At 69.4% G+C, this 19,460-nt stretch carries 18 protein-coding genes; 9 read left to right on the forward strand and 9 right to left on the reverse strand.

All coding sequences use genetic code 11. From position 1 onward, the window contains the following. Positions 1-422, forward strand: a 422-nt coding sequence (locus tag AXK60_RS00005; RefSeq protein WP_175399899.1) for an ATP-binding protein, incomplete at its 5' end; no start/stop codon positions are given. On the opposite strand, the gene AXK60_RS26065 is transcribed toward AXK60_RS00005, so the two are convergent. From AXK60_RS26065 to uvrA, 3 genes are all read right to left on the reverse strand, one after another. Continuing rightward, on the reverse strand, positions 417-1,406 hold the full coding sequence (locus AXK60_RS26065; protein WP_139057670.1) for a hypothetical protein: 990 nt from the start codon (positions 1,404-1,406) through the stop codon (positions 417-419). The two genes, AXK60_RS00005 and AXK60_RS26065, sit on opposite strands and share 6 nt — an antisense overlap. Before the next feature lie 287 nt (positions 1,407-1,693). Continuing rightward, on the reverse strand, positions 1,694-1,948 hold the full coding sequence (nrdH, locus tag AXK60_RS25510) for a glutaredoxin-like protein NrdH (protein WP_082777704.1): 255 nt from the start codon (positions 1,946-1,948) through the stop codon (positions 1,694-1,696). A 395-nt stretch (positions 1,949-2,343) separates the two neighbouring features. Then, positions 2,344-5,205, reverse strand: coding sequence for an excinuclease ABC subunit UvrA (gene uvrA, locus AXK60_RS00010; RefSeq protein WP_068568962.1), 2,862 nt, complete (start codon positions 5,203-5,205; stop codon positions 2,344-2,346). A 137-nt stretch (positions 5,206-5,342) separates the two neighbouring features. On the opposite strand from uvrA, the gene AXK60_RS00015 reads away from it, so the two are divergent. Next, positions 5,343-5,912: an MBL fold metallo-hydrolase gene (locus AXK60_RS00015; protein WP_068569853.1), complete on the forward strand. Its 570-nt coding sequence runs from the start codon at positions 5,343-5,345 to the stop codon at positions 5,910-5,912. 4 nt (positions 5,913-5,916) lie between these two features. Here AXK60_RS00015 and AXK60_RS00020 read toward each other — a convergent pair whose 3' ends face one another. Next, complete coding sequence (locus AXK60_RS00020; protein WP_068568963.1) at positions 5,917-6,960, reverse strand: DNA polymerase IV; 1,044 nt, start codon at positions 6,958-6,960, stop codon at positions 5,917-5,919. A 76-nt stretch (positions 6,961-7,036) separates the two neighbouring features. Here AXK60_RS00020 and AXK60_RS00025 point away from each other — a divergent pair, with 76 nt between their 5' ends. After that, on the forward strand, positions 7,037-8,218 hold the full coding sequence (locus AXK60_RS00025) for an FAD-dependent monooxygenase (protein ID WP_068568964.1): 1,182 nt from the start codon (positions 7,037-7,039) through the stop codon (positions 8,216-8,218). Next, entirely contained in the window at positions 8,218-8,475 is a 258-nt protein-coding gene (locus AXK60_RS00030) for a hypothetical protein (RefSeq protein WP_068568965.1), read from the forward strand. The genes AXK60_RS00025 and AXK60_RS00030 overlap by 1 nt, the downstream gene beginning before the upstream one ends. 26 nt (positions 8,476-8,501) lie before the next feature. Here the strand turns inward: AXK60_RS00030 and AXK60_RS26720 are convergent, their stop codons facing one another. Continuing rightward, the gene (locus AXK60_RS26720; RefSeq protein ID WP_175399900.1) at positions 8,502-8,678 is read right to left on the reverse strand and encodes a hypothetical protein; all 177 of its coding nucleotides are present in this window, start codon (positions 8,676-8,678) and stop codon (positions 8,502-8,504) included. A 48-nt stretch (positions 8,679-8,726) separates the two neighbouring features. Between AXK60_RS26720 and AXK60_RS00040 the strand changes: the two genes are divergently transcribed. After that, a complete protein-coding gene (locus tag AXK60_RS00040; RefSeq protein WP_068568967.1) occupies positions 8,727-9,221 on the forward strand; it encodes a MarR family winged helix-turn-helix transcriptional regulator in 495 nt (164 codons plus the stop codon). Between the two features lie 155 nt (positions 9,222-9,376). Beyond that, the gene (locus AXK60_RS00045; RefSeq protein ID WP_425315207.1) at positions 9,377-11,629 is read left to right on the forward strand and encodes a HelD family protein; all 2,253 of its coding nucleotides are present in this window, start codon (positions 9,377-9,379) and stop codon (positions 11,627-11,629) included. A gap of 25 nt (positions 11,630-11,654) precedes the next feature. Here the strand turns inward: AXK60_RS00045 and AXK60_RS00050 are convergent, their stop codons facing one another. From AXK60_RS00050 to AXK60_RS00060, 3 genes are all read right to left on the reverse strand, one after another. Next, the gene (locus tag AXK60_RS00050; RefSeq protein ID WP_068568969.1) at positions 11,655-12,098 is read right to left on the reverse strand and encodes a universal stress protein; all 444 of its coding nucleotides are present in this window, start codon (positions 12,096-12,098) and stop codon (positions 11,655-11,657) included. 154 nt (positions 12,099-12,252) lie between these two features. Beyond that, complete coding sequence (uvrB, locus tag AXK60_RS00055; RefSeq protein ID WP_068568970.1) at positions 12,253-14,415, reverse strand: excinuclease ABC subunit UvrB; 2,163 nt, start codon at positions 14,413-14,415, stop codon at positions 12,253-12,255. Positions 14,416-14,481: 66 nt separating this feature from the next. Then, positions 14,482-15,513: a TRM11 family SAM-dependent methyltransferase gene (locus tag AXK60_RS00060; RefSeq protein ID WP_139057671.1), complete on the reverse strand. Its 1,032-nt coding sequence runs from the start codon at positions 15,511-15,513 to the stop codon at positions 14,482-14,484. Between the two features lie 374 nt (positions 15,514-15,887). On the opposite strand from AXK60_RS00060, the gene AXK60_RS26075 reads away from it, so the two are divergent. Beyond that, on the forward strand, positions 15,888-16,346 hold the full coding sequence (locus AXK60_RS26075) for a ribonuclease FAU-1 family protein (RefSeq protein ID WP_139057735.1): 459 nt from the start codon (positions 15,888-15,890) through the stop codon (positions 16,344-16,346). A gap of 3 nt (positions 16,347-16,349) precedes the next feature. On the opposite strand, the gene AXK60_RS00070 is transcribed toward AXK60_RS26075, so the two are convergent. Continuing rightward, positions 16,350-17,108: a TetR/AcrR family transcriptional regulator gene (locus AXK60_RS00070; RefSeq protein WP_068568972.1), complete on the reverse strand. Its 759-nt coding sequence runs from the start codon at positions 17,106-17,108 to the stop codon at positions 16,350-16,352. Positions 17,109-17,166: 58 nt separating this feature from the next. On the opposite strand from AXK60_RS00070, the gene AXK60_RS00075 reads away from it, so the two are divergent. Next, a complete protein-coding gene (locus AXK60_RS00075; RefSeq protein WP_244880987.1) occupies positions 17,167-18,891 on the forward strand; it encodes a DEAD/DEAH box helicase in 1,725 nt (574 codons plus the stop codon). Position 18,892: 1 nt separating this feature from the next. Beyond that, complete coding sequence (locus tag AXK60_RS00080) at positions 18,893-19,450, forward strand: hypothetical protein (RefSeq protein WP_068568973.1); 558 nt, start codon at positions 18,893-18,895, stop codon at positions 19,448-19,450. Positions 19,451-19,460: the final 10 nt, after the last annotated feature.

Below are 19,460 nucleotides of genomic sequence, written 5' to 3' on the forward strand. Positions count from 1 at the left end.
ATGCCGCAGTGCACGCCGGATACCGCACCTACGTCACCACCGCCGCCGACCTGGCCGCCCGCTGCCACAAAGCGGCGATCGAAGGCCGCTGGTCGACGACCATGCGGTTCTTCGCTGGCCCGACGCTGCTCGTCATCGACGAACTCGGCTACCTCCCCTTGCCCGCCGAAGCCGCATCAGCGTTGTTTCAGGTTGTCGCGCAACGGTATCTGAAAACATCGATCGTCATCACCACCAACCGATCGGTCTCCGAATGGGGCGAAGTCCTCGGCGACACCACCGTCGCCGCGGCCATGCTCGACAGGCTCCTACACCGCTCCGTCGTCCTCAAACTCGACGGCGACAGCTACCGACTACGAGACCACCACGCCCGCAACGAAACCCACCGCACAGCAATCGCACCCAGCCGCCGACCGCTATAATCCGACCGCACCCAGGTGAGGAATTTCAATGAGCATCACTGGGGACTTTCGATGAGCCTGATCATCATCGACCGCGTCAGGAGTTTGCTTTGCCCCGAGCGCGGCCATCAGGGAATCACGCGCCCGTAACGCCCTCGACAGGCGCCCGATGATCGCGTGACATTCGGACAGGAACGATGCGGAATCAGGGTGCGATCGAGCTGTGATCTCGCATTTCCCCAGCCAATGCCACAAGCCTGGACTGCACGCGTAGACCGTTTCGATGTAGAAGCCCTGTCGATTCATGGTCAACCGCCTGGTCGGCGAGACCGGGTGCATGGGATACACCTGCTGACACCGAAGGTAGTGCGCAACTATCGGGATCGCTTGAGCGCGTGAGACAACGTTCGCCCGTGTCGCGATGGCCAGCTCTCCGCCACATTCCTCCGCCTCAGACACAATGAGGTCGTAGTCGATCGCACGGCCGGTCTCGGCCAGAAGGACCGCACGATCAACACGCGGCTTGAGCTCGTCGGGCGCGGCATGTCGGCAACGCGCCGCCGCGAGCTGGTACGTCTCGTTGAGTTGAGGCATCGGGCTCACCCAACCGTGCGCCGAAGTAGTCACAGATCGATCGAAATGCGGACGGTCGCCAGTGACCTCCCAAAGGTATCTAGGCCCCGGGAGGGAAAATGGGCCGTTGTGTGCAGTTACGTCAGTCAAAACGACTGTTCCGTCCTGAGGCCCCGGGTCGACGTCGGAGGCGCCTTCCTTGTCGCTCGTGCGGACTTTCGACATCTCGATCACGAGAGTTTCGACGTTGTCGTAGCCGCACAGCCCCTGAAGTAGGCGGTCAGCTTCGGCGTCGGGGCGATCGATCACCGACTCGAGGTCGATGAGCAAGCGGATCTTGCGTGGGCTCGGCCGCATGGAATACAGATCACCTGCATCCTTGGTCGCACTCGGGTCGTCGCTCCTCGAGACCAATTCTCGGAACATTCGCATGGGGCTAGCTTGAACCCTGGCGAGCAAACCTTCGGCCCAACCACCAAATCCAGGTGCGCTCCTGGAACGAGAAGCGGACCGGTTGCGCTCCCACTTGACTCCAACCAGCGGTGACCCTAGGCACACGAGTACTGGGCGCCCGGTCGCACACAGGGGCACCTACGCACACACCCGAGCACTCGTCGATTCAGTGAACCAACCCCGAGGCCGGAGTCCCCATGCTCTATGGGCGCCGGTTCTCTCCGCGATTGCGCGACAATCCATCCCCGCGCGCCAAAGCGAGTCTCTCAGGCCCCCTGACCGGCAGCTCGTGCCCCACCGAGCGCTCGAAGCCGGTCCGGCCGGAAACCACTCCAGTGCTCACCCCGATCAGTCACCACCACGGGCGCCTGCAAGTATCCGAGAGCGAGAACGTAATCCCGCGCATCGTCGTCAGCCGCAAGATCGACGACTCGATGGTCAACATTCGCCCGCTCAAGCGAGCGAATCGTAGCGGTGCACTGAACACACGCCGGCTTGCTGTAAACGACAACCTCAGACATAGCCTTCTCCTACTCCGTATCCGGACGAGCCAGCAGCGGCACCTGGTTCACGCCACAAAACAGTTCAACCCCGGCCCACCCGCTCAGCGGGTGGGCCGAACCGAACAGAACAAACAGCGTCCGTACAGGCGATCCCAGACACAACATCTCCTAACCACTGCGCCTTACACAACGATCAGACTCAGAACGACCTGATTACCAGGTCGAGCGCGCGGTAGGTCGCCGTGCACTGCACGCACGCGGGCTTGGTGTAGACGATCACGTTGCTCATGCCATCAACACTACATCTAGTGTCACACGCGTGCAATTTACACAAGATGCTGTGGATCGCGCTCCACAGGCATCCCCAACTCCTCCACCGCGCGTCCACAACCCCATCCCCAGGGCGACACGCCCTACGACGTGGCCAGCACCTCCGCGAGGAACTTCCCTGTGTACGAATCGGGCGCGGCCGCCACGTCCTCGGGCGTCCCCTGCGCGACGACGGTGCCGCCTCCACTGCCGCCTTCCGGCCCCATGTCGATGATCCAATCGGCGGTCTTGATGACGTCCAGGTTGTGCTCGATGACGATGATCGAGTTCCCCTTGTCGACCAGCCCGTCGATCACCTGCAGCAGCTTCGCGATGTCCTCGAAGTGCAGACCCGTCGTGGGCTCGTCGAGGATGTAGACGGTGCGGCCGTTGGACCGCTTCTGCAGCTCCGCGGCCAGCTTGACGCGCTGCGCCTCGCCGCCGGACAGCGTGGTGGCGGGCTGCCCCAGCCGGACGTAGCCGAGGCCGACCTCGACCAGCGTCTTGAGGTAGCGGTGGATCGAGGTGACCGCCTCGAAGAACTCGGCGGCCTCCTCGATCGGCATGTCCAGCACCTCGGCGATGCTCTTGCCCTTGTAGTGCACCTCGAGCGTCTCGCGGTTGTACCGCGCGCCGTGGCACACCTCGCACGGCACGTACACGTCCGGCAGGAAGTTCATCTCGATCTTGATGGTGCCGTCGCCCGAACACGACTCGCACCGGCCGCCCTTGACGTTGAACGAGAAGCGACCGGGCTGGTAGCCGCGGACCTTCGCCTCGGTGGTGGCCGCGAACAGCGTGCGGATCTTGTCGAAGACGCCCGTGTAGGTGGCCGGGTTGGACCGCGGAGTGCGGCCGATCGGCGACTGGTCGACCTGCACCAGCTTGTCGAGATCGTCGAGCCCCGTGACGCGGCTGTGCCGCCCCGGAACCTGCCGTGCCCCGTTGAGCTTGTTGGCCAGCACCGTCGAGAGGATGTCGTTGACCAGCGTGGACTTTCCGGACCCGGACACGCCCGTGACCGCCGTGAGCACGCCCAGCGGGAACGACACGTCGATGTTCTGCAGGTTGTGCTCGCGTGCGCCGACGACCTTGAGCTGGCGCTTCTTGTCGATCGGGCGCCGGACCGCGGGCACGGGCAAGGCGCGCCGCCCGGACAGGTAGGCGCCGGTCAGCGACTCCTTGTTCTTGAGCAGCGCCTTGTAGGTGCCGCTGTGCACCACGTTGCCGCCGTGCTCACCCGCGTACGGGCCGATGTCGACCACCCAGTCCGCCATGCGGATCGTGTCCTCGTCGTGCTCGACGACGATGAGCGTGTTGCCCAGGTCCCGCAGGCGCACGAGCGTGTCGATGAGCCGGCGGTTGTCGCGCTGGTGCAGGCCGATGGACGGCTCGTCGAGCACGTAGAGCACGCCCGCCAGGCCGGAGCCGATCTGCGTGGCCAGGCGGATGCGCTGCGCCTCACCGCCGGACAGCGAGCCGGCCGCACGGGAGAGCGAGAGATACTCCAGGCCCACGTCCAGCAGGAACGCGATGCGCGCCTGCACCTCCTTGAGCACGCGGCCGGCGATCGCGGCTTCGCGCGCGCCGAGCTTGAGGTCGGACAGGTAGTCCGAGCACTCCCCCACGGACATCGCGGAGACGTCGGCGATCGACTTCTCCCCGAACCGCGGGTGATCGAGCGTGACCGCGAGGATCTCGGGCCGTAGCCGCGCGCCGGAGCAGGCCGGACACGGCACGTCGCGCATGTAGCCCTCGTACCGCTCCTTCATCTGCTCCGACTCCGTGGACTCGAGCCGGCGGTGCAGGAAGGGCATGACGCCCTCGAACTCGGCGTAGTACGAGCGGGTGCGGCCGTACCGGTTGCGGTACTTCACGTGGACCTGGTGCTCGGAGCCCTCGATGACGGCCTTGCGCGCCTTCGCCGGCAGGTCCTTCCACGGGGTGTCCAGGTCGAAGCCCATCGCGTCGGCCAGGCCGGAGAGCAGACGCAGGAAGTACTCGGCGCTCTGCCCCGACGACCAGGGCGCGATGGCACCGTCGGCCAGCGACAACAACGGGTCGGGGACGACGAGCTCCGGGTCGACCTCCTTGCGGACGCCGAGGCCGTCGCACTCCGGGCACGCGCCGTACGGCGAGTTGAACGAGAACGAGCGGGGCTCGAGATCGTCGACGGCGATCGGGTGGCCGTTGGGGCAGGCCATCTTCTCGGAGAAGCGCCGCTCCCGCTCGGGATCGTTCTCCTCGCGGTCCACGAAATCGAGGACGACGATGCCGTCGGCCAGCCGCAGGGCCGTCTCGATCGAGTCGGTGAGGCGCTGCTTCGCGGTGTTCTTCACCGCGAGCCGATCCACCACGACCTCGATGTCGTGCTTCTCCTGCTTCTTCAACTTGGGCGGCTCGGCGAGCTGGTACACCACTCCGTCGATCCGGGCGCGCGAGTAGCCCTGCGTCTGCAGCTGGTTGAACAGGTCCACGAACTCGCCCTTGCGGGTGCGCACGACCGGGGCCAGCACCTGGAACCGGGTGCCCTGTTCCATCTCCAGCACCTGGTCGACGATCTGCTGCGGCGTCTGCCGCGCGATGACCGAGCCGCACTCCGGGCAGTGGGGTGTTCCCGCCCGCGCGTAGAGCAGGCGCAGGTAGTCGTACACCTCGGTGATGGTGCCGACGGTGGACCGCGGGTTGCGGTTCGTCGACTTCTGGTCGATCGACACCGCGGGCGAGAGCCCCTCGATGAAGTCGACATCGGGCTTGTCCATCTGGCCGAGGAACTGCCGCGCATACGCCGACAGCGACTCCACGTAGCGGCGCTGCCCCTCGGCGAAGATCGTGTCGAACGCGAGGCTGGACTTGCCTGAGCCGGACAGCCCGGTGAACACGATCAGGCTGTCGCGCGGGAGGTCCACATCGACACCCCGCAGGTTGTGTTCGCGCGCTCCGCGCACGATCAGGCGATCAGCCACCGTTTTCCTTCCGTCCGAGCTTGCAGGCCCACAGACGGGACCCGGATCAATGCTAGAGAAGCCCACCGACAAGTTTTCCGCCGCGCGGTACCGTGAGGCCCGTGACCACCACGATCAATCAGATCTCCGTCGGCGGTATGGACAACAACGTGTACCTGGTGAGTGATTCCGCCGGCCGCACGCTGCTCATCGACGCGGCCAACGACGCAGAGCGGATCCTCGAGTTCGCGCGGGCGACGGGCGGCGTCGAGCTCATCGTCACCACGCACCGTCACCTCGACCACTGGTACGCGCTCAAGGAGGTCCGGGAGGGTCTCGGCGTGCCGGCCGCCGCCGGCGTCAACGACGCGGAGGGCATCGACGCCCCCACCGACCGCACCCTCTCCGACGGCGAGGTGCTCGCGATCGGCGACCTCGTCTTCGACGTCATCGAGCTGGTCGGGCACACGCCCGGGTCGATCGCGCTCGCCCTGCGCCCCGAGGTCGACGGTGCCCCCGTCCACCTGTTCACCGGCGACTGCCTGTTCCCGGGTGGCGTGGGCAAGACCTGGCAGCCCGGTGACTTCGACCGCCTCTACGCCGACGTGACCACCAAGCTCTTCGACCGGTTCGACGACCACACCGTCGTCCACCCCGGCCACGGCAAAGGCACCACCCTCGGCGCCGAGCGCCCGCACCTCGCGGAGTGGCGCGAGCGAGGGTGGTAGTCGATCAGGGGTAGCCGCCCTCCGGCGGCACCATCTCGCCGCGCACGCCCAGCAGCCGTACGGGGCGTTCGTCGTCGAGGGCTCGGTACAGGGCCTCGGCGGTGTCGGCGATGCTCGCCGGGTCGAAGGTCGGCTCGGGCAGCTTGCGTACGCGGTTGACGGTGAAGAAGGGCGCGAACCTCACCTTCAGGTGCACCCGCATGCATGGGCGGGCCTCCGCCCGTAGGTCCGCCGCGACTGCGCCCGCCAGCTCGTCCAACGCGGCACGGATCTGCTCAGGCGTCGCGAGATCCTCCTGGAAAGTCCGCTCGTGCCCGTGGGCGCGAGCGACCCACGGCGTCTCGTCCACCCGATCGGGCCCCGCGCCGCGCCCCAACCCCAGCAGGTACGGGCCGGTGCGCGGCCCGAACTCCGCGGCCAGGGAGGTCGCGTCGGCGGCGGCCAGGTCTGCGACCGTGCTGACGCCGAGGCCCGCCAGCCGCTGGGACAACCGCGATCCGATCCCCCACAGGTCCCGCGTCGGCCGCTCGCCCATCACCGCGAGCCAGTTTCCACTGGTGAGCTGGAAGACGCCGCGCGGCTTGCCGAGGTCCGTGGCGTTCTTCGCGCGCACGGTGGTGTCACCGATCCCGATCGAGCAATGCAGACCGGTCGCGTCGACCACCGCCCGTTGAATGGCGGCGGCCGCCGCGGCCGGGTCCTCGGTGTCCAGCCCGACGAAGGCCTCGTCCCAGCCCAGCACCTGCACGGCCGCGTCCGGAAGGGCGCGTAGGGCGCACATCACGTTGGCGGACACCTGTTCGTAGACAGGGAAGTCCACGGGGAGGAAGACGGCGTCGGGACATCGCTTGGCCGCGGTGCGCAGCGGCATGCCGGACCGGATGCCGAACGCACGGGCCTCGTACGACGCCGTCGACACCACGGCCCGTTCGGCCGGGTCGCCGCGTCCGCCGACGACCACGGGGAGCCCCACCAACTCCGGGCGACGCTGCATCTCGATCGCGGCCAGGAACTGGTCCATGTCGACGTGCAGCACCCACCGTGTCATGCGTCCAGTGTGACGCTCCGCTGATCCTGCGCCACAATGATCGGGACCGTTATTCCCGCGAACGATCGAGGAGACCATGACCGGTCCGAGGATCCTGATCGCCGGCGCGAGCATCGCCGGGCCCGCCCTCGCCCACTGGCTCGCGCGCTACGGCGCCACCGTCACCGTCGTGGAACGCGCTCCTGGCCTCCGCCCCGGCGGCCAGGCCGTCGACGCGCGCGGGGTGGCCCGCGAGGTGATCCGCCGAATGGGGCTCGACGAGGCCGTCCGCGCGGCGCGCACGGAGACCGCGGGCGCGCGCATCGTGGACGAGGACGGCACCGTCGTCCAGTCCTTCAGCGCCGAGGACGACGGTGGTGACGGCTTCATCGCCGACATCGAGATCCTCCGCGGCGACCTGAGCCAGGTCCTCTACGACGCCACCCACGCCCGGGTCGAATACCTCTTCGGCGACCGGATCACCACCTTCACCCAGGATGCCGACGGCGTCGACGTCACCTTCGAGCACCGGGCCGCCGATCGGTTCGACCTGGTGATCGGCGCGGACGGCCTGCACTCGTCCCTCCGCGCGCTGGCCTTCGGGCCGCACGAGGACCACATCCGTCACCTCGGGCACACCATGGCCTTCTACACCGTGCCCAACGAATTCGGCCTCGACAGCTGGCTCATCGACTGCATCACGCCCGGCCGGACCGCGGGTCTGCGCCCGATCCGCGACGCGACTCTCGGCATGGCACTGTTCTCCTTCGCCTCACCCGAGTCCGAGCCCGACGCGGACCGCCGCGACGTCACCGCACAGAAGCTCCTGCTCCGCGCGCGGATGCAGGGCATGGGCTGGCTCACGCCTCGCATCCTTGAGCACCTCGACGCCGCCGAGGACTTCTACCTCGACGAGGTCGCGCAGGTCGTGATGGACCGCTGGTCGACGGGGCGCGTGGCGCTGCTCGGCGACGCCGCGTTCTGCTCGTCGCCGATGTCGGGGCAGGGCACCAGCCTCGCGCTGGTCGGCGCGTACGTCCTGGCCGGCGAACTCGCCGCCGCGGACTGGCGACCGGAGTCCGCGTTCGCCGCCTACGAACGACTCCTCCAGCCGATGGTCGACGCGAACCAGCAGGTCGCTCGGTGGAACGCCGACAGCCGCATCATCCCCGCAACCGGCGAGGAACCCGCGACCTCTCCGGCGGACTGGGACACGGCCGTCATCGAGCGCGCGATCAACGGCATCGACCTGCCCGACTACCCGAAGGGGAGCGTCTGATGGATGACGACCCCGTACCTGAGGTCAGTGCCCGCGAGCGCCTCCGGAGTGGCCACGCCGAGACTCCCCCACCGGACAACCGCCGAACCCGGCGTGCGGCGACGATGATGTTCATCCCACTCTTCGTCGGGGTGCCCCTGCTCGGCTACCTCCTGATCGACGGTGACAGCACGACCGCCCGGATCGTGGGCGTCCTACTGATCGTCTACCTCGCAGTCATGGGCTACCTGATGGTGAAGTCGATCGTCCGTCGCTGACGGCAGGCACACGATCCGGCCGGTGACTACCGGACCCGCTTGTCCTTCTTTCCGCCCTTGCCCGTGACCCAGGACAACAACTCTCCGACGGCACCGTCGAGCGGAGAGGTGCCGCGCTTCGTCGAATCCTTGCCGCTGATCCACGCGACGAGTCCGCCGAGTGCGGTGTTCGTCGCCGAGGGGCGTTCGTCGCGTTCGGTCATGATCATCCTCCTGTTGAGTGTTTGATAATCAAACACTACGCTGGAGCCATGCCTCCTGTCGAGAACAACCGCGCGGACCGCGAACGATCGATCGGGCGCACGATGGCGGACCTGCAGGCGTCGATCGACGCCGACGACCAGGCCCTCGCCGATCACCTGGGCATCGGCCGCACGGACCTGCGCTGCCTCGACATCGTCTTCCGGCACGGCCCCCAGCCGGTGCGACAGCTCGCGCGGGCGATGAACCTGACACCCGGATCCGTGACGACGATGACGGACCGCCTCGTCGCGGCCGGCTACGTGCACCGCGTGCCGGACCCCACCCACGGCCGGCGGGTCCTGGTCACGCCGACGCCGCAGTGCGTCGAGATCGTCACCGAGCTCTTCGGCGATCGCGTGACCGAGGCGCACGCCGCCCTCGCCCGGTTCGACGACGCGCAACTCGCGGCGATCGCGGAGTTCCTGGGCCTGAGCGTCGCCCGGCACACGGCGTCCGCCGCGCACCTGCAGGCCCTGGGCAGGCGGCCCCGACCCGGTCGGTGAGGGCGCTCACCCCACGACGGCCGCGGATCGTGGACAATGGACGGTCTGATTCATCGCAGCCGCCCACGAGGAGTGCCGTGACCACCGACGCCGTCGACCCCCTGCTCACCGAGGAGCAGGACCACCTCGATCGCGTGTACGCCCGAATCGACGCCATGCGGGACACCGCGAACCGTCGGCGGACCGACAATCTGCAGGAGGTGGGCGAGAACCCGCAGGAGATCTCCGAGCGGGACTCGTACCACCAGCTCTACACCGACGACATCGCCAAGTACGACGCCGCCGAGCAGAACCTGTACTTCGGCCGCCTCGACATGGCCGACCAGGACGGATCCGCGGACGCCGTCCGACGCATCGGGCGCATCGGCGTCCTCGACGACGACGAGGACCTGAGCACCCTCCTCCTCGACTGGCGTGCGCCGCTCGCCCGCCCGTTCTACCTCGCGACCCCCGCGCAGCCCGAGGGCGTCGCCGTCCGCAGGCACGTGCGCACCCGGGGCCGGGACCTCACGGGCGTGGTCGCGGAGCGGCTCACCCTCACCGGCGAGCCTCTCGACATCGGGCCCGACGGTGCCGAGAACGGCCTGGGCTCGAACGTCGCCGGCGAGTCCGCGCTCGTCGAGGCACTGAACCGGGCCCGCACGGGACACATGGCCGACATCGTCGAGACCATCCAGCGTGAACAGGACGCGATCATCCGCTCCGAGCACCGCGGCGTCCTCGTCGTCCAGGGCGGGCCGGGCACCGGCAAGACGGCGGTCGCGCTGCACCGCGCCGCCTACCTGCTGTACACCTACCGCCAGAACCTCTCGCGCACCGGCGTTCTCATCGTCGGCCCCAACGAGACCTTCCTCACCTACATCAGCCAGGTGCTGCCGAGCCTGGGCGAGACGGGCGTGCTGCTCAGCACCGTCGGAGATCTGTACCCGGGCGTGATCGCCGTCCTGGACGACACCGCGGCCGCGGCCCGACTCAAGGGTTCGACGGGCATGGTCGAGGTCTGCAAGCAGGCCGTGCGGGGCTGGCAGACGGTGCCCGACGAGCCGATCGTCCTGAAGTTCGACGGCTACCCGCTCACGCTCGACAAGAAGCTCGCGACCCGGGCCCGCGGCCGGGCACGCAGCTCCCGGCGCCCGCACAACACCGCCCGCGCGATCTTCCGGCAGTCCGCGCTCGACGCGCTGGCCGCCCAGCATGCGGCAACCATCGGCTCGTCGGTCGTGGACAACACGATGCTGCTCTCCCGCACCGACATCAGCGACATCCGCGACGAGTTGGCGCAGGACCGCGAGGTGCTGGGCGCGCTCGATCAGCTGTGGCCGGCGCTGACGCCGCAGCGCGTGCTGACGGAGCTCCTCCGCGATGAGGACCGCCTGGCCGAGGCCGCGCCGGACCTGACGGACGCCGAGCGCGCCGAGCTCCGTCGGGACCTGACGACGGGGCCCGACGGCAAGCCCGCGTTCTCGCCCGGCGATGCGCCGCTGCTCGACGAGATCGCCGAGTTCCTCGGCGACGACGACGCCGACGCGGACGAGGCCGAGCGGCAGTGGAGGCAGCGCCTCGAGGAGGCGCAGGAGGCGCTCGACATCCTCACCGGCTCCGCGCCGCAGGACCTCGACGACGAGTTCGACGCCGAGATCCTCATGGCCTACGACCTCATCGACGCCGAGCAGCTCGCACAGCGACAAACGGTGCGCGAGTTCAACACCACCGCCGATCGGGCGCGCGATGACCGCACGTGGACCTTCGGGCACATCATCGTCGATGAGGCGCAGGAACTCTCGGCGATGGCCTGGCGAATGCTGATGCGGCGCAGCCCGAACCGGTGGATGACGCTCGTGGGCGACACCGCGCAGACCGGCGACGCCGCCGGAACGACCAGCTGGAATCAGGCGCTGGACCCGTACGTTCCCGGCCGGTTCAAGGTCGCCGAGCTCACGGTGAACTACCGGACGCCGAAGGAGATCATGGATCTCGCTGCGGACGTGCTGACCGAGATCGACCCGACGCTCGCCCCGCCGACCTCCGTGCGGTCCGGCGCGCAGCCGCCGCGGCTCGTCCACGTCGACGGTGCCGCCGGCCGTCAGGCGCTCGTCGAGGCCGTTCGGACGGAACTGCCGGACGATCCCGACCGGCTGACGGCGGTCCTGGCACCGTCGAACCTGGTAGCGCCGCTGCGCCGTCTGACGGGACCGAACGTCCGCGTGATGGGCGTCCGAGACGCGAAGGGCCTCGAATTCGACCACGTGATCGTGGTGGAGCCGGGCCTGATCGTGGGCGAGCCCGCCGATGTCGAATTCGACCGCGGGCTGCGGGATCTGTACGTGGCACTGACGCGAGCGACCCAGACGCTGACCGTGGTCGCGTCCGGGTCGCTGCCGCGCGCGCTGCGCGCTCTGGAGGCCTGAGCCCCCGGCTGTTAGATGGTGCTGCCTACGTGGTGTGGACGATCAGGATGTCCACGGAGGTCTTGCGGGCGGCGTCGGACGGCACCGAGCCCAGCAGACGACCGGTGAGGGAGTTCATGCCCTTGTTGCCCACGACCAGCAGGGCCGGCTCGGGCAGCGACTTCACCAGGTCCAGCAGAGCGTCGACCGGCTGGCCCTTGATGGCCCGCTTCTCGACGTTCTGCGCGCCGGCCTTGAGCGCGCGCCCCTCGGCGGTACGCAGCATGTCGTTGACGGGGTTCGCTCCCTGCAGCTGGTACGCGTCCGCGCCCAGGACGTCGGCGGCGGCCGGATCGGCCCCCTCGCTGGGCAGGAATGCGCAGGCGATCACCAGCTGCGCGCCGGCGGACAGCGCAGCGGCGCGCTCCACTGCGCGCAGCGACGACTCCGAACCATCGGTGCCGACGACGATCGTGCTGTAGCCACTCATCGAGTCTCCTCTTTCTCTAGATTGCTCTAGCGGACGTCCACCAGGTTGGAATGCCCTGGCATACTTCTCCGACACAATAGCCCCATCCGGCCCGGGAACAGGCAGTTTGCGGCGCGGAACACACCGAAACGGCCGATGTAACCGGATTCGCAGGTCATTGCAAACCTGCCGCGTCCATTCCGCGCAGTTCCTTCTTCAGATCCGCGATCTCGTCCCGAATGCGTCCCGCCAGCTCGAATTGCAGTTCCCGCGCGGCATTCATCATCTGATCGGTGAGTTCGGAGATCAGATCGGCGAGCTCGGCGCGCGGCATGGACTTCACGTCCTCGCCCTCGTACATCCCGGCGCTCACTGCCGACACCGACCGCAGCTCACCCTGGGCGCGCCGCCCGCGGGTTGCGTTGCGGCCGGACCCGCCGATGGCCTGCTCGGTGTCCTCCGCCTCGGTGTACACCTGGTCGAGGATGTCGGCGATCTTCTTCCGCAGCGGCTTCGGATCGACGCCCATCTTCGTGTTGTACGCGATCTGCTTCTCGCGGCGGCGATCCGTCTCCTCGATCGCCACCCGCATCGAGTCGGTCACCTTGTCGGCGTACATGTGCACCTCGCCCGACACGTTGCGGGCCGCGCGACCGATCGTCTGGATCAGCGACGTGGTGGAGCGCAGGAAGCCCTCCTTGTCGGCATCGAGAATCGCCACCAGCGACACCTCGGGCAGATCGAGGCCCTCGCGGAGCAGGTTGATGCCCACGAGTACGTCGTACTCGCCGAGCCGCAGCTGCCGCAGCAGCTCCACGCGCCGTAGCGTATCGATATCGCTGTGCAGGTAGCGCACCCGGATGCCCGCGTCCAGCAGGTAATCGGTGAGGTCCTCGGCCATCTTCTTGGTCAGCGTGGTCACCAGGACCCGCTCGTCCTTCTCGGTGCGCTCGCGGATCTCGTGGATGAGATCGTCGATCTGACCCTTGGTCGGCTTGATCACGACCTCCGGATCGACCAGCCCGGTGGGGCGGATCACCTGCTCGACGAACTCTCCGCCCGTCTGCCCGAGCTCGTACTGGCCCGGCGTGGCCGAGAGGTAGACCGTCTGCCCGATGCGACCCTCGAACTCGTCCCAGGTGAGCGGACGGTTGTCGACGGCGGACGGCAACCGGAAGCCGAAGTCCACGAGATTGCGCTTGCGCGAGGCGTCGCCCTCGAACATCGCGCCGATCTGCGGGACCGTGACATGCGATTCGTCGATCACCAGGAGGAAGTCCTCCGGGAAGTAATCGATCAACGTGGCCGGCGCCGAGCCGGCCTCGCGCCCGTCGATGTGGCGGCTGTAGTTCTCGATCCCGGAGCAGAACCCGACCTGCCGCATCATCTCCACGTCGTACTGGGTGCGCATGCGCAGCCGCTGCGCCTCGAGCAGCTTGCCCTGCCGCTCGAACTCCGCGAGCCGCTCCTCGAGCTCGGCCTCGATGCCGTCGATCGCGCGGGCCATCCGCTCGGGGCCCGCGACGTAGTGCGTCGCGGGGAAGATCCGCAGGTTCTCCACCTCGCGCACGATGTCGCCCGTGAGGGGGTGCAGGTAGTAGAGCGCCTCGATCTCGTCCCCGAAGAACTCGATCCGGATCGCGAGCTCCTCGTACGAGGGGATGATCTCGACGGTGTCGCCCCGGACGCGGAACGACCCGCGGGTGAACGCCGTGTCGTTGCGGCTGTACTGCACGTCCACCAGCAGCCGCAGCAGCGCGTCCCGATCCACCTCCATGCCGACCTCGAGCTGCACCGAGCGATCCAGGTAGCTCTGCGGGGTGCCGAGGCCGTAGATGCACGAGACGGACGCGACCACCACCACGTCGCGCCGGGACAGCAGTGAGGACGTCGCCGAGTGCCGCAGCCGCTCCACGTCGTCGTTGATCGACGAGTCCTTCTCGATGTAGGTATCGGACTGCGCGATGTACGCCTCGGGTTGGTAGTAGTCGTAGTACGAGACGAAGTACTCGACCGCGTTGTTCGGCAGCATCGCCCGCAGCTCGTTCGCGAGCTGCGCGGCCAGGGTCTTGTTCGGCGCCATGATCAGCGTGGGCCGCTGCACCTTCTCGATCAGCCACGCGGTGGTGGCCGACTTGCCGGTGCCCGTGGCGCCCAGCAGCACCACGTCCCGCTCCCCCGCGTTCAGCCGCCGTTCGAGGTCCGCGATGGCCGCGGGCTGATCCCCCGCCGGCTCGTACTCGCTGACCACCGTGAACTCCGCCGACGCCCGCTCGATCTCCCCGATCGGCCGATGCTCGGAGTGCGCCACCACCGGTTGTTCCGCCGCGAATGCCATGAGTCCAGCGTAGGCCGAGCCACCGACAAGTTTTCCGCGAGCGGCCCGGCCGTCCGTCGTGGCAGCTCAGTCGCGCCGGGCGACGATCACGTCCCTGGTGATCACCCGGTCCACCCGGTGCCGCAGGTCGTCGTACCCGGGCCCGTCCAGCACCGTCAGGCCCGCGGACTCCAGCAGCTCGCCCACCCGATCCCGCGGCGCGACCCGGGTGTTCCAGGCCAGCCCCATCGCGCCACCCGCCCGCAGCCGGGTCGCCCACCCGGGCAGCGCGGCGTCCAGCAGCTCGAGCGGGTTGCGCACGAGACCACGCGGCCCGCGACTGCCGTGCTGCACGCCGTAGGGCAGGTCGCCGATCACCACGTCGACGGTGCCCGGCTTCACCAGCTGGGAGGTCAGGAGCGTATCGGCGGCGTAGAAGGTCAGGTGCTGCTTCTGCCCCGCCACGTAGTCGGCCTTGTCGGCCGCGAAGTCCACCTCGTACTTCTTGGCGATCACCGACTTCTCGCGGCGCACCGGGGTGGTCGAGGCGGCGTGCTTGAACCGGTGGTCCTTGAGCCAGGTGGTGAAGAACGAGCTGTAGAGCTCGAAGTCCTTGGTGTCGATGTCCACGCCGGTCACCGGCAGCCCGTACATCACGGCCTGGCTCAGGGTGGTGCCTCGGCCGCATACGGGGTCGAGGACGTGCAGCGACCCGTCGAGCACGCCCTCGGGCCGGGCAGTCGACGCCGCGGTCACGTTGAGCACGAGTCGCGTGAACTGCTCGTTCGTCTTGCCCTGGTACTTGAGGATGGTCAGCAGGTCCGACGGGTACCGGTCGGGCGAGGGCACGGCGACGGGCCGCAGCCGGTCACCGTCGACCTCGAACAGGGCGTAGAACGCCGAGGTCAGCCCGAGGAAGCCGAGGTCCTGATCGGTCAGCTCGTCCGCCTCGAAGGCGAGGTACTCGACGCCCGCCAAGGTCTCGGTCTCGACGGTGCCGATCCGCCCGGCGAGCGCGGCGCGGCTGAGCACGGTCAGCTCGGCGCGCACCATGGCGGCTGCCGCCTCGGCGTAGACGCGGTTGGCGGCGGGGGCGGGGAGAAGGGCGTAGCGAGGCACGGCGGGCATCGTATCGTGGGGACATGCAGGCGGAAGAAACGTTCGAGATCAGCGTCGACGGTGCCGCCGCGATCGGCGCCGTCGGGTGCGGTTGGCTGGATCTGACGGTGCTCGACGCGGCGGAGGACGCGATCCCGGCGCTGCTCGTCGCCGCGCGGGAGCGCGCGACAGGACAGGACGGGATCCTGGTCCGCACGCACGACGACGCGTTGTCGGCGCTGCTGCGGCGCCACGGCTTCCGTCCCTCCGGCGCCGTGGTCGGCCGGCCGCGGGGCGGGACCGAGGTCACCCTGGTGCTCCGACTCACCGCCGACCCCGCGGTGGACGACGGCGCGATCCATCCGCCCAAGCGGGAGGTGCTCGACCCGCCGGCGATGACGAACACCGACCCGAAGGGGTTCGTGCGCGAGGTCGAGGAGTTCCGGGAGACGAGCTACGGCCTGTACATGTACCGCCGGTCGGACCACCCGAAGTTCGACGCGCTGGAGTCCTGGCTGCTCCCGGCGTTCGACCTGCGCGCCAACATCTTCCACTTCACCCCCGGCAACGAGCGGGACCAGCGGGTCTACCTCGACGTCGCGCGGGTGCACCGCGAGGGGAACCTGTGGCACACCGAGGACTGGTACCTCGACCTCGTCGAGCACCCGGGCCGCCCGATCGAGCTGATCGACGTCGACGAGCTGGTGGCCGCGACCTCCGCCGATCTGCTGAGCGCCGAGGATGCCGAACGCGCGATCCTCGCCGCGACCCGCGCCGTCGCCGGGGTGACCGCGCACGGGCACGACGTGGATGCGTGGCTCGCCGCGGAGGGCGCGCCGATCACCTGGCGCTGAGCGCTAGTCGTCCCGCAGGCCGGGGATCGTCGATTCCAGACCGTCGAGCAGGACCTGCAGGCCCCGTTCGAAGCCGGCGTCGGGATCGCCGGGCGCGCTGTAGTACTCGCCCACGGCGGTGCCCACGCGCCCCGCGAGGGGGTACCTACCGGCGGGCATGACGGTCGCCAGCTCCGGCCCGACGACCTCCCACCACTGCGCGTCGGTCAGGGGCCGCGCGGCCGCGCCGCGCGCCCCGGAGCTCCGCGCCGCACCGGCGGCGAAGCTCTCCAGCAGCACGAGCAGCCAGTCGCGCTCGATGTCGTCGATCGGCAGGTCGTCGAGGAGCGCGAGTTGCGCCTCGTACTGCGCGATCCGCCCCGGCCCGAGCACGTCGCGCCACGACGGGGCGTCGAGCAGCCAGACGTGCGCGAGGTACTCGTCGCGGCGCGCGCGGACGACGGCCACGAGCGACTCGCGCAGCGTTACCAGGCGCTCGACCGGCGGCTGCGCAGCCGCGACCATATCGACCATGAGCGCCACCAGCACGTCCCGGGTCGGGACGTAGGTGTACACGCTCATCGGTCCGACGCCGAGCCGCGCGGCGAGGGCGCGCATGGTGACGGCGGCCAGCCCCTCCGCGTCGGCGAGCCCGATCGCCGAGGCCACCACCTCGTCGACGGTGAGCCGCTGTTTGGGCCCCTTGCGGGCCCGAGCCGGCTCGCCGGTCTCCGACCGCCACAGCAGCCGGACCAGCGCCCGGCCCTCGTCCTCGGGATTCATTGACACCTTTTCTCCGTACGATGTACACTGTTTCGCGTACTCCGTACAACGTATCCTATTGGACTCCCGCGAAGGACGCACCCTGAGCCTCGAAGTCACCTACCTCCCCGACCTGCACCAGTTCGCCCTCTGGTCCTCCCACGACCTCGACGATGCCGCGCGCGCGACGCCCCTCCCCCTCGTCGTCCCCGTCGACGGTGCCCTCGCCGTCCGGGACGTCCGCTGCGACCTCGTGGACGTGACGGCCCTGCCGGGCGGAGCACGGCCGTCGGCCTCGCAGGCCGCCTGGGCCGCGCGGTGCCGGGGCGAGGAGGTACCGCTGCCGATCGCGGCCCACGCTGAGCCGGATCCGACGGGCACGGCCGTCACGTCCGCGACCTACGCGACGGCCGCCTTCGCGGACACCGTCGCGACGGCGGAGGCGCTCAACGGCGTCCTCGACGCGAAACCGCGCCCCTACCAGGCCGCGGGCGTGGCCTGGCTGCTGCGCACCCTGCACGATCAGGGCGGCGCGCTGCTGGCCGACGAGATGGGCCTCGGCAAGACGCTGCAGGCGATCGCCGCACTCACCCGCCTGGGACCGGGCCCGCACCTCGTCGTCTGCCCCACGAGCCTGGCCACCAACTGGCGACGCGAGATCGCGCGGTTCGCACCCGGACTGCTGGACGAGGTCACGATCGTCTCCTACGCCCGGCTCCGTCTGTCGGCGACCGACCTCGCGGCGACGCGGTGGACGACGGTCGTGTTCGACGAGGCCCACACCCTGAAGAATCCGCGGACGCAGGTCTCCCGCGCGGCCCGCGAGCTGACCGCCGAGTTCCGGATCGCGCTGACCGGCACCCCGATCGAGAACTCCCTCGACGATCTCTGGGCGATCCTGCGCGTGGTCGCGCCGCGGATGTTCCCGGTGAAGGCGGTGTTCCGGCGCCGGTTCACGCGCGCCGTCGAGTCCGGGGACGACGGTGCCCTGCGCCGCCTCCGCGCAGCCGTCGCGCCGGTGATGTTGGCCCGCACCAAGGATCGGGCCGCCGGGGCGCTCCCGCCGAAGATCGACAACCCGATCCTCTGCGACCTCAGCGACGAACAGGCCCGCCGCTACGACGCGTGTCTCGCCCGCGCCGCGGACGACGGTTTCGGCAGCGGGCTCGAGCGGCACGGACGCCTGCTCGCGGTGCTGACCGTGCTCAAGCAGATCTGCAACCACCCCGACCTGGTCGACGGTGCCGCACGGTCCCTCGAGTCCGGCCGCTCCGGCAAACTCGATGTCGCGATGGACCTCCTCGAGGCGAACGTCGCCGCGCACCGTCCGACCCTGGTGTTCACGCAGTACCGCGAGACGGGCGACCTGCTGGCCCGGGCCGCGTCGTCGCTGCTCGGCGAGCCCGTGCCGTTCTTCCACGGCGGCCTCTCCCTCGCCGAGCGCACCGCGGTCGCCGACGGCTTCCAGTCCGGAACGGGCCCGGCGATCCTCGTCATGAGCCTCAAGGCGGGCGGGACCGGCCTGACCCTCACCCGCGCCAGTGAGGTGCTCCACTACGACCGGTGGTGGAACCCCGCCGTCGAGGCGCAGGCGACGGACCGCGCGCACCGCATCGGCCAGGACCGCCCCGTCACGGTCACCACGCTGACCACCGCCACCACGCTCGAGGAGCACATCGACGAGATGCACCGCCGCAAGGCGCTGCTCGGCGTGCACGCCGACGACGGCTCGATCGTCTCCGAACTCGCCGCGCTCGACGACGAGCGCCTACTGGACGTCCTGCGTCGGAACCGGGAGAACTGACATGGCCGTGAACCCGTTCGGATTCACCACCTGGGGTGCGGATCTCATACGCATCGCTGAACCGATCTCGGCGCGGACCCCCAATACGCACGCGCCGCGGGCCCGGACGATCGCCCGCAACGGCGGCGTGACGCTCGAGCTCGACGGTGGCCGCGTCACCGCGCTCGTGCACAGCGGCGCGAGCGCGTCGGTCGCCCACCTCGAGTTCGCGCCGATGGCGCCCGCCGCCGCCCAGGTCCTGCGCGAGGAGCTCGGCTCCCGCTCGGAGCCCGACGATGCCGCCCACGCCGCCCTGGTGGCGCAGGGCCACCGTCCGGCCCCCGTCCTCGACGCCGCCGACTGCTCGTGCACGGCCCGGTCGACGATGTGCCTGCACGTCCTCGCGGCGGTGTACGCCCTCGCGACACTCGTCGATCACGAGCCCGTGGCCGCGCTGACGCTCCAGAGCTCCGGTGCCGCCGCACCCGCGGAGGAATCCACCGACGACCGGCCCGTTCCGCGCTGGACGCCGTTGACCGCCTTGCACGTCCGGGACTACTACGCGGTGGCCGCACGGTAGCCGGCGCGGG

The organism is Tsukamurella pseudospumae, assembly GCF_001575195.1.
Taxonomy (GTDB): Bacteria; Actinomycetota; Actinomycetes; order Mycobacteriales; family Mycobacteriaceae; genus Tsukamurella; species Tsukamurella pseudospumae.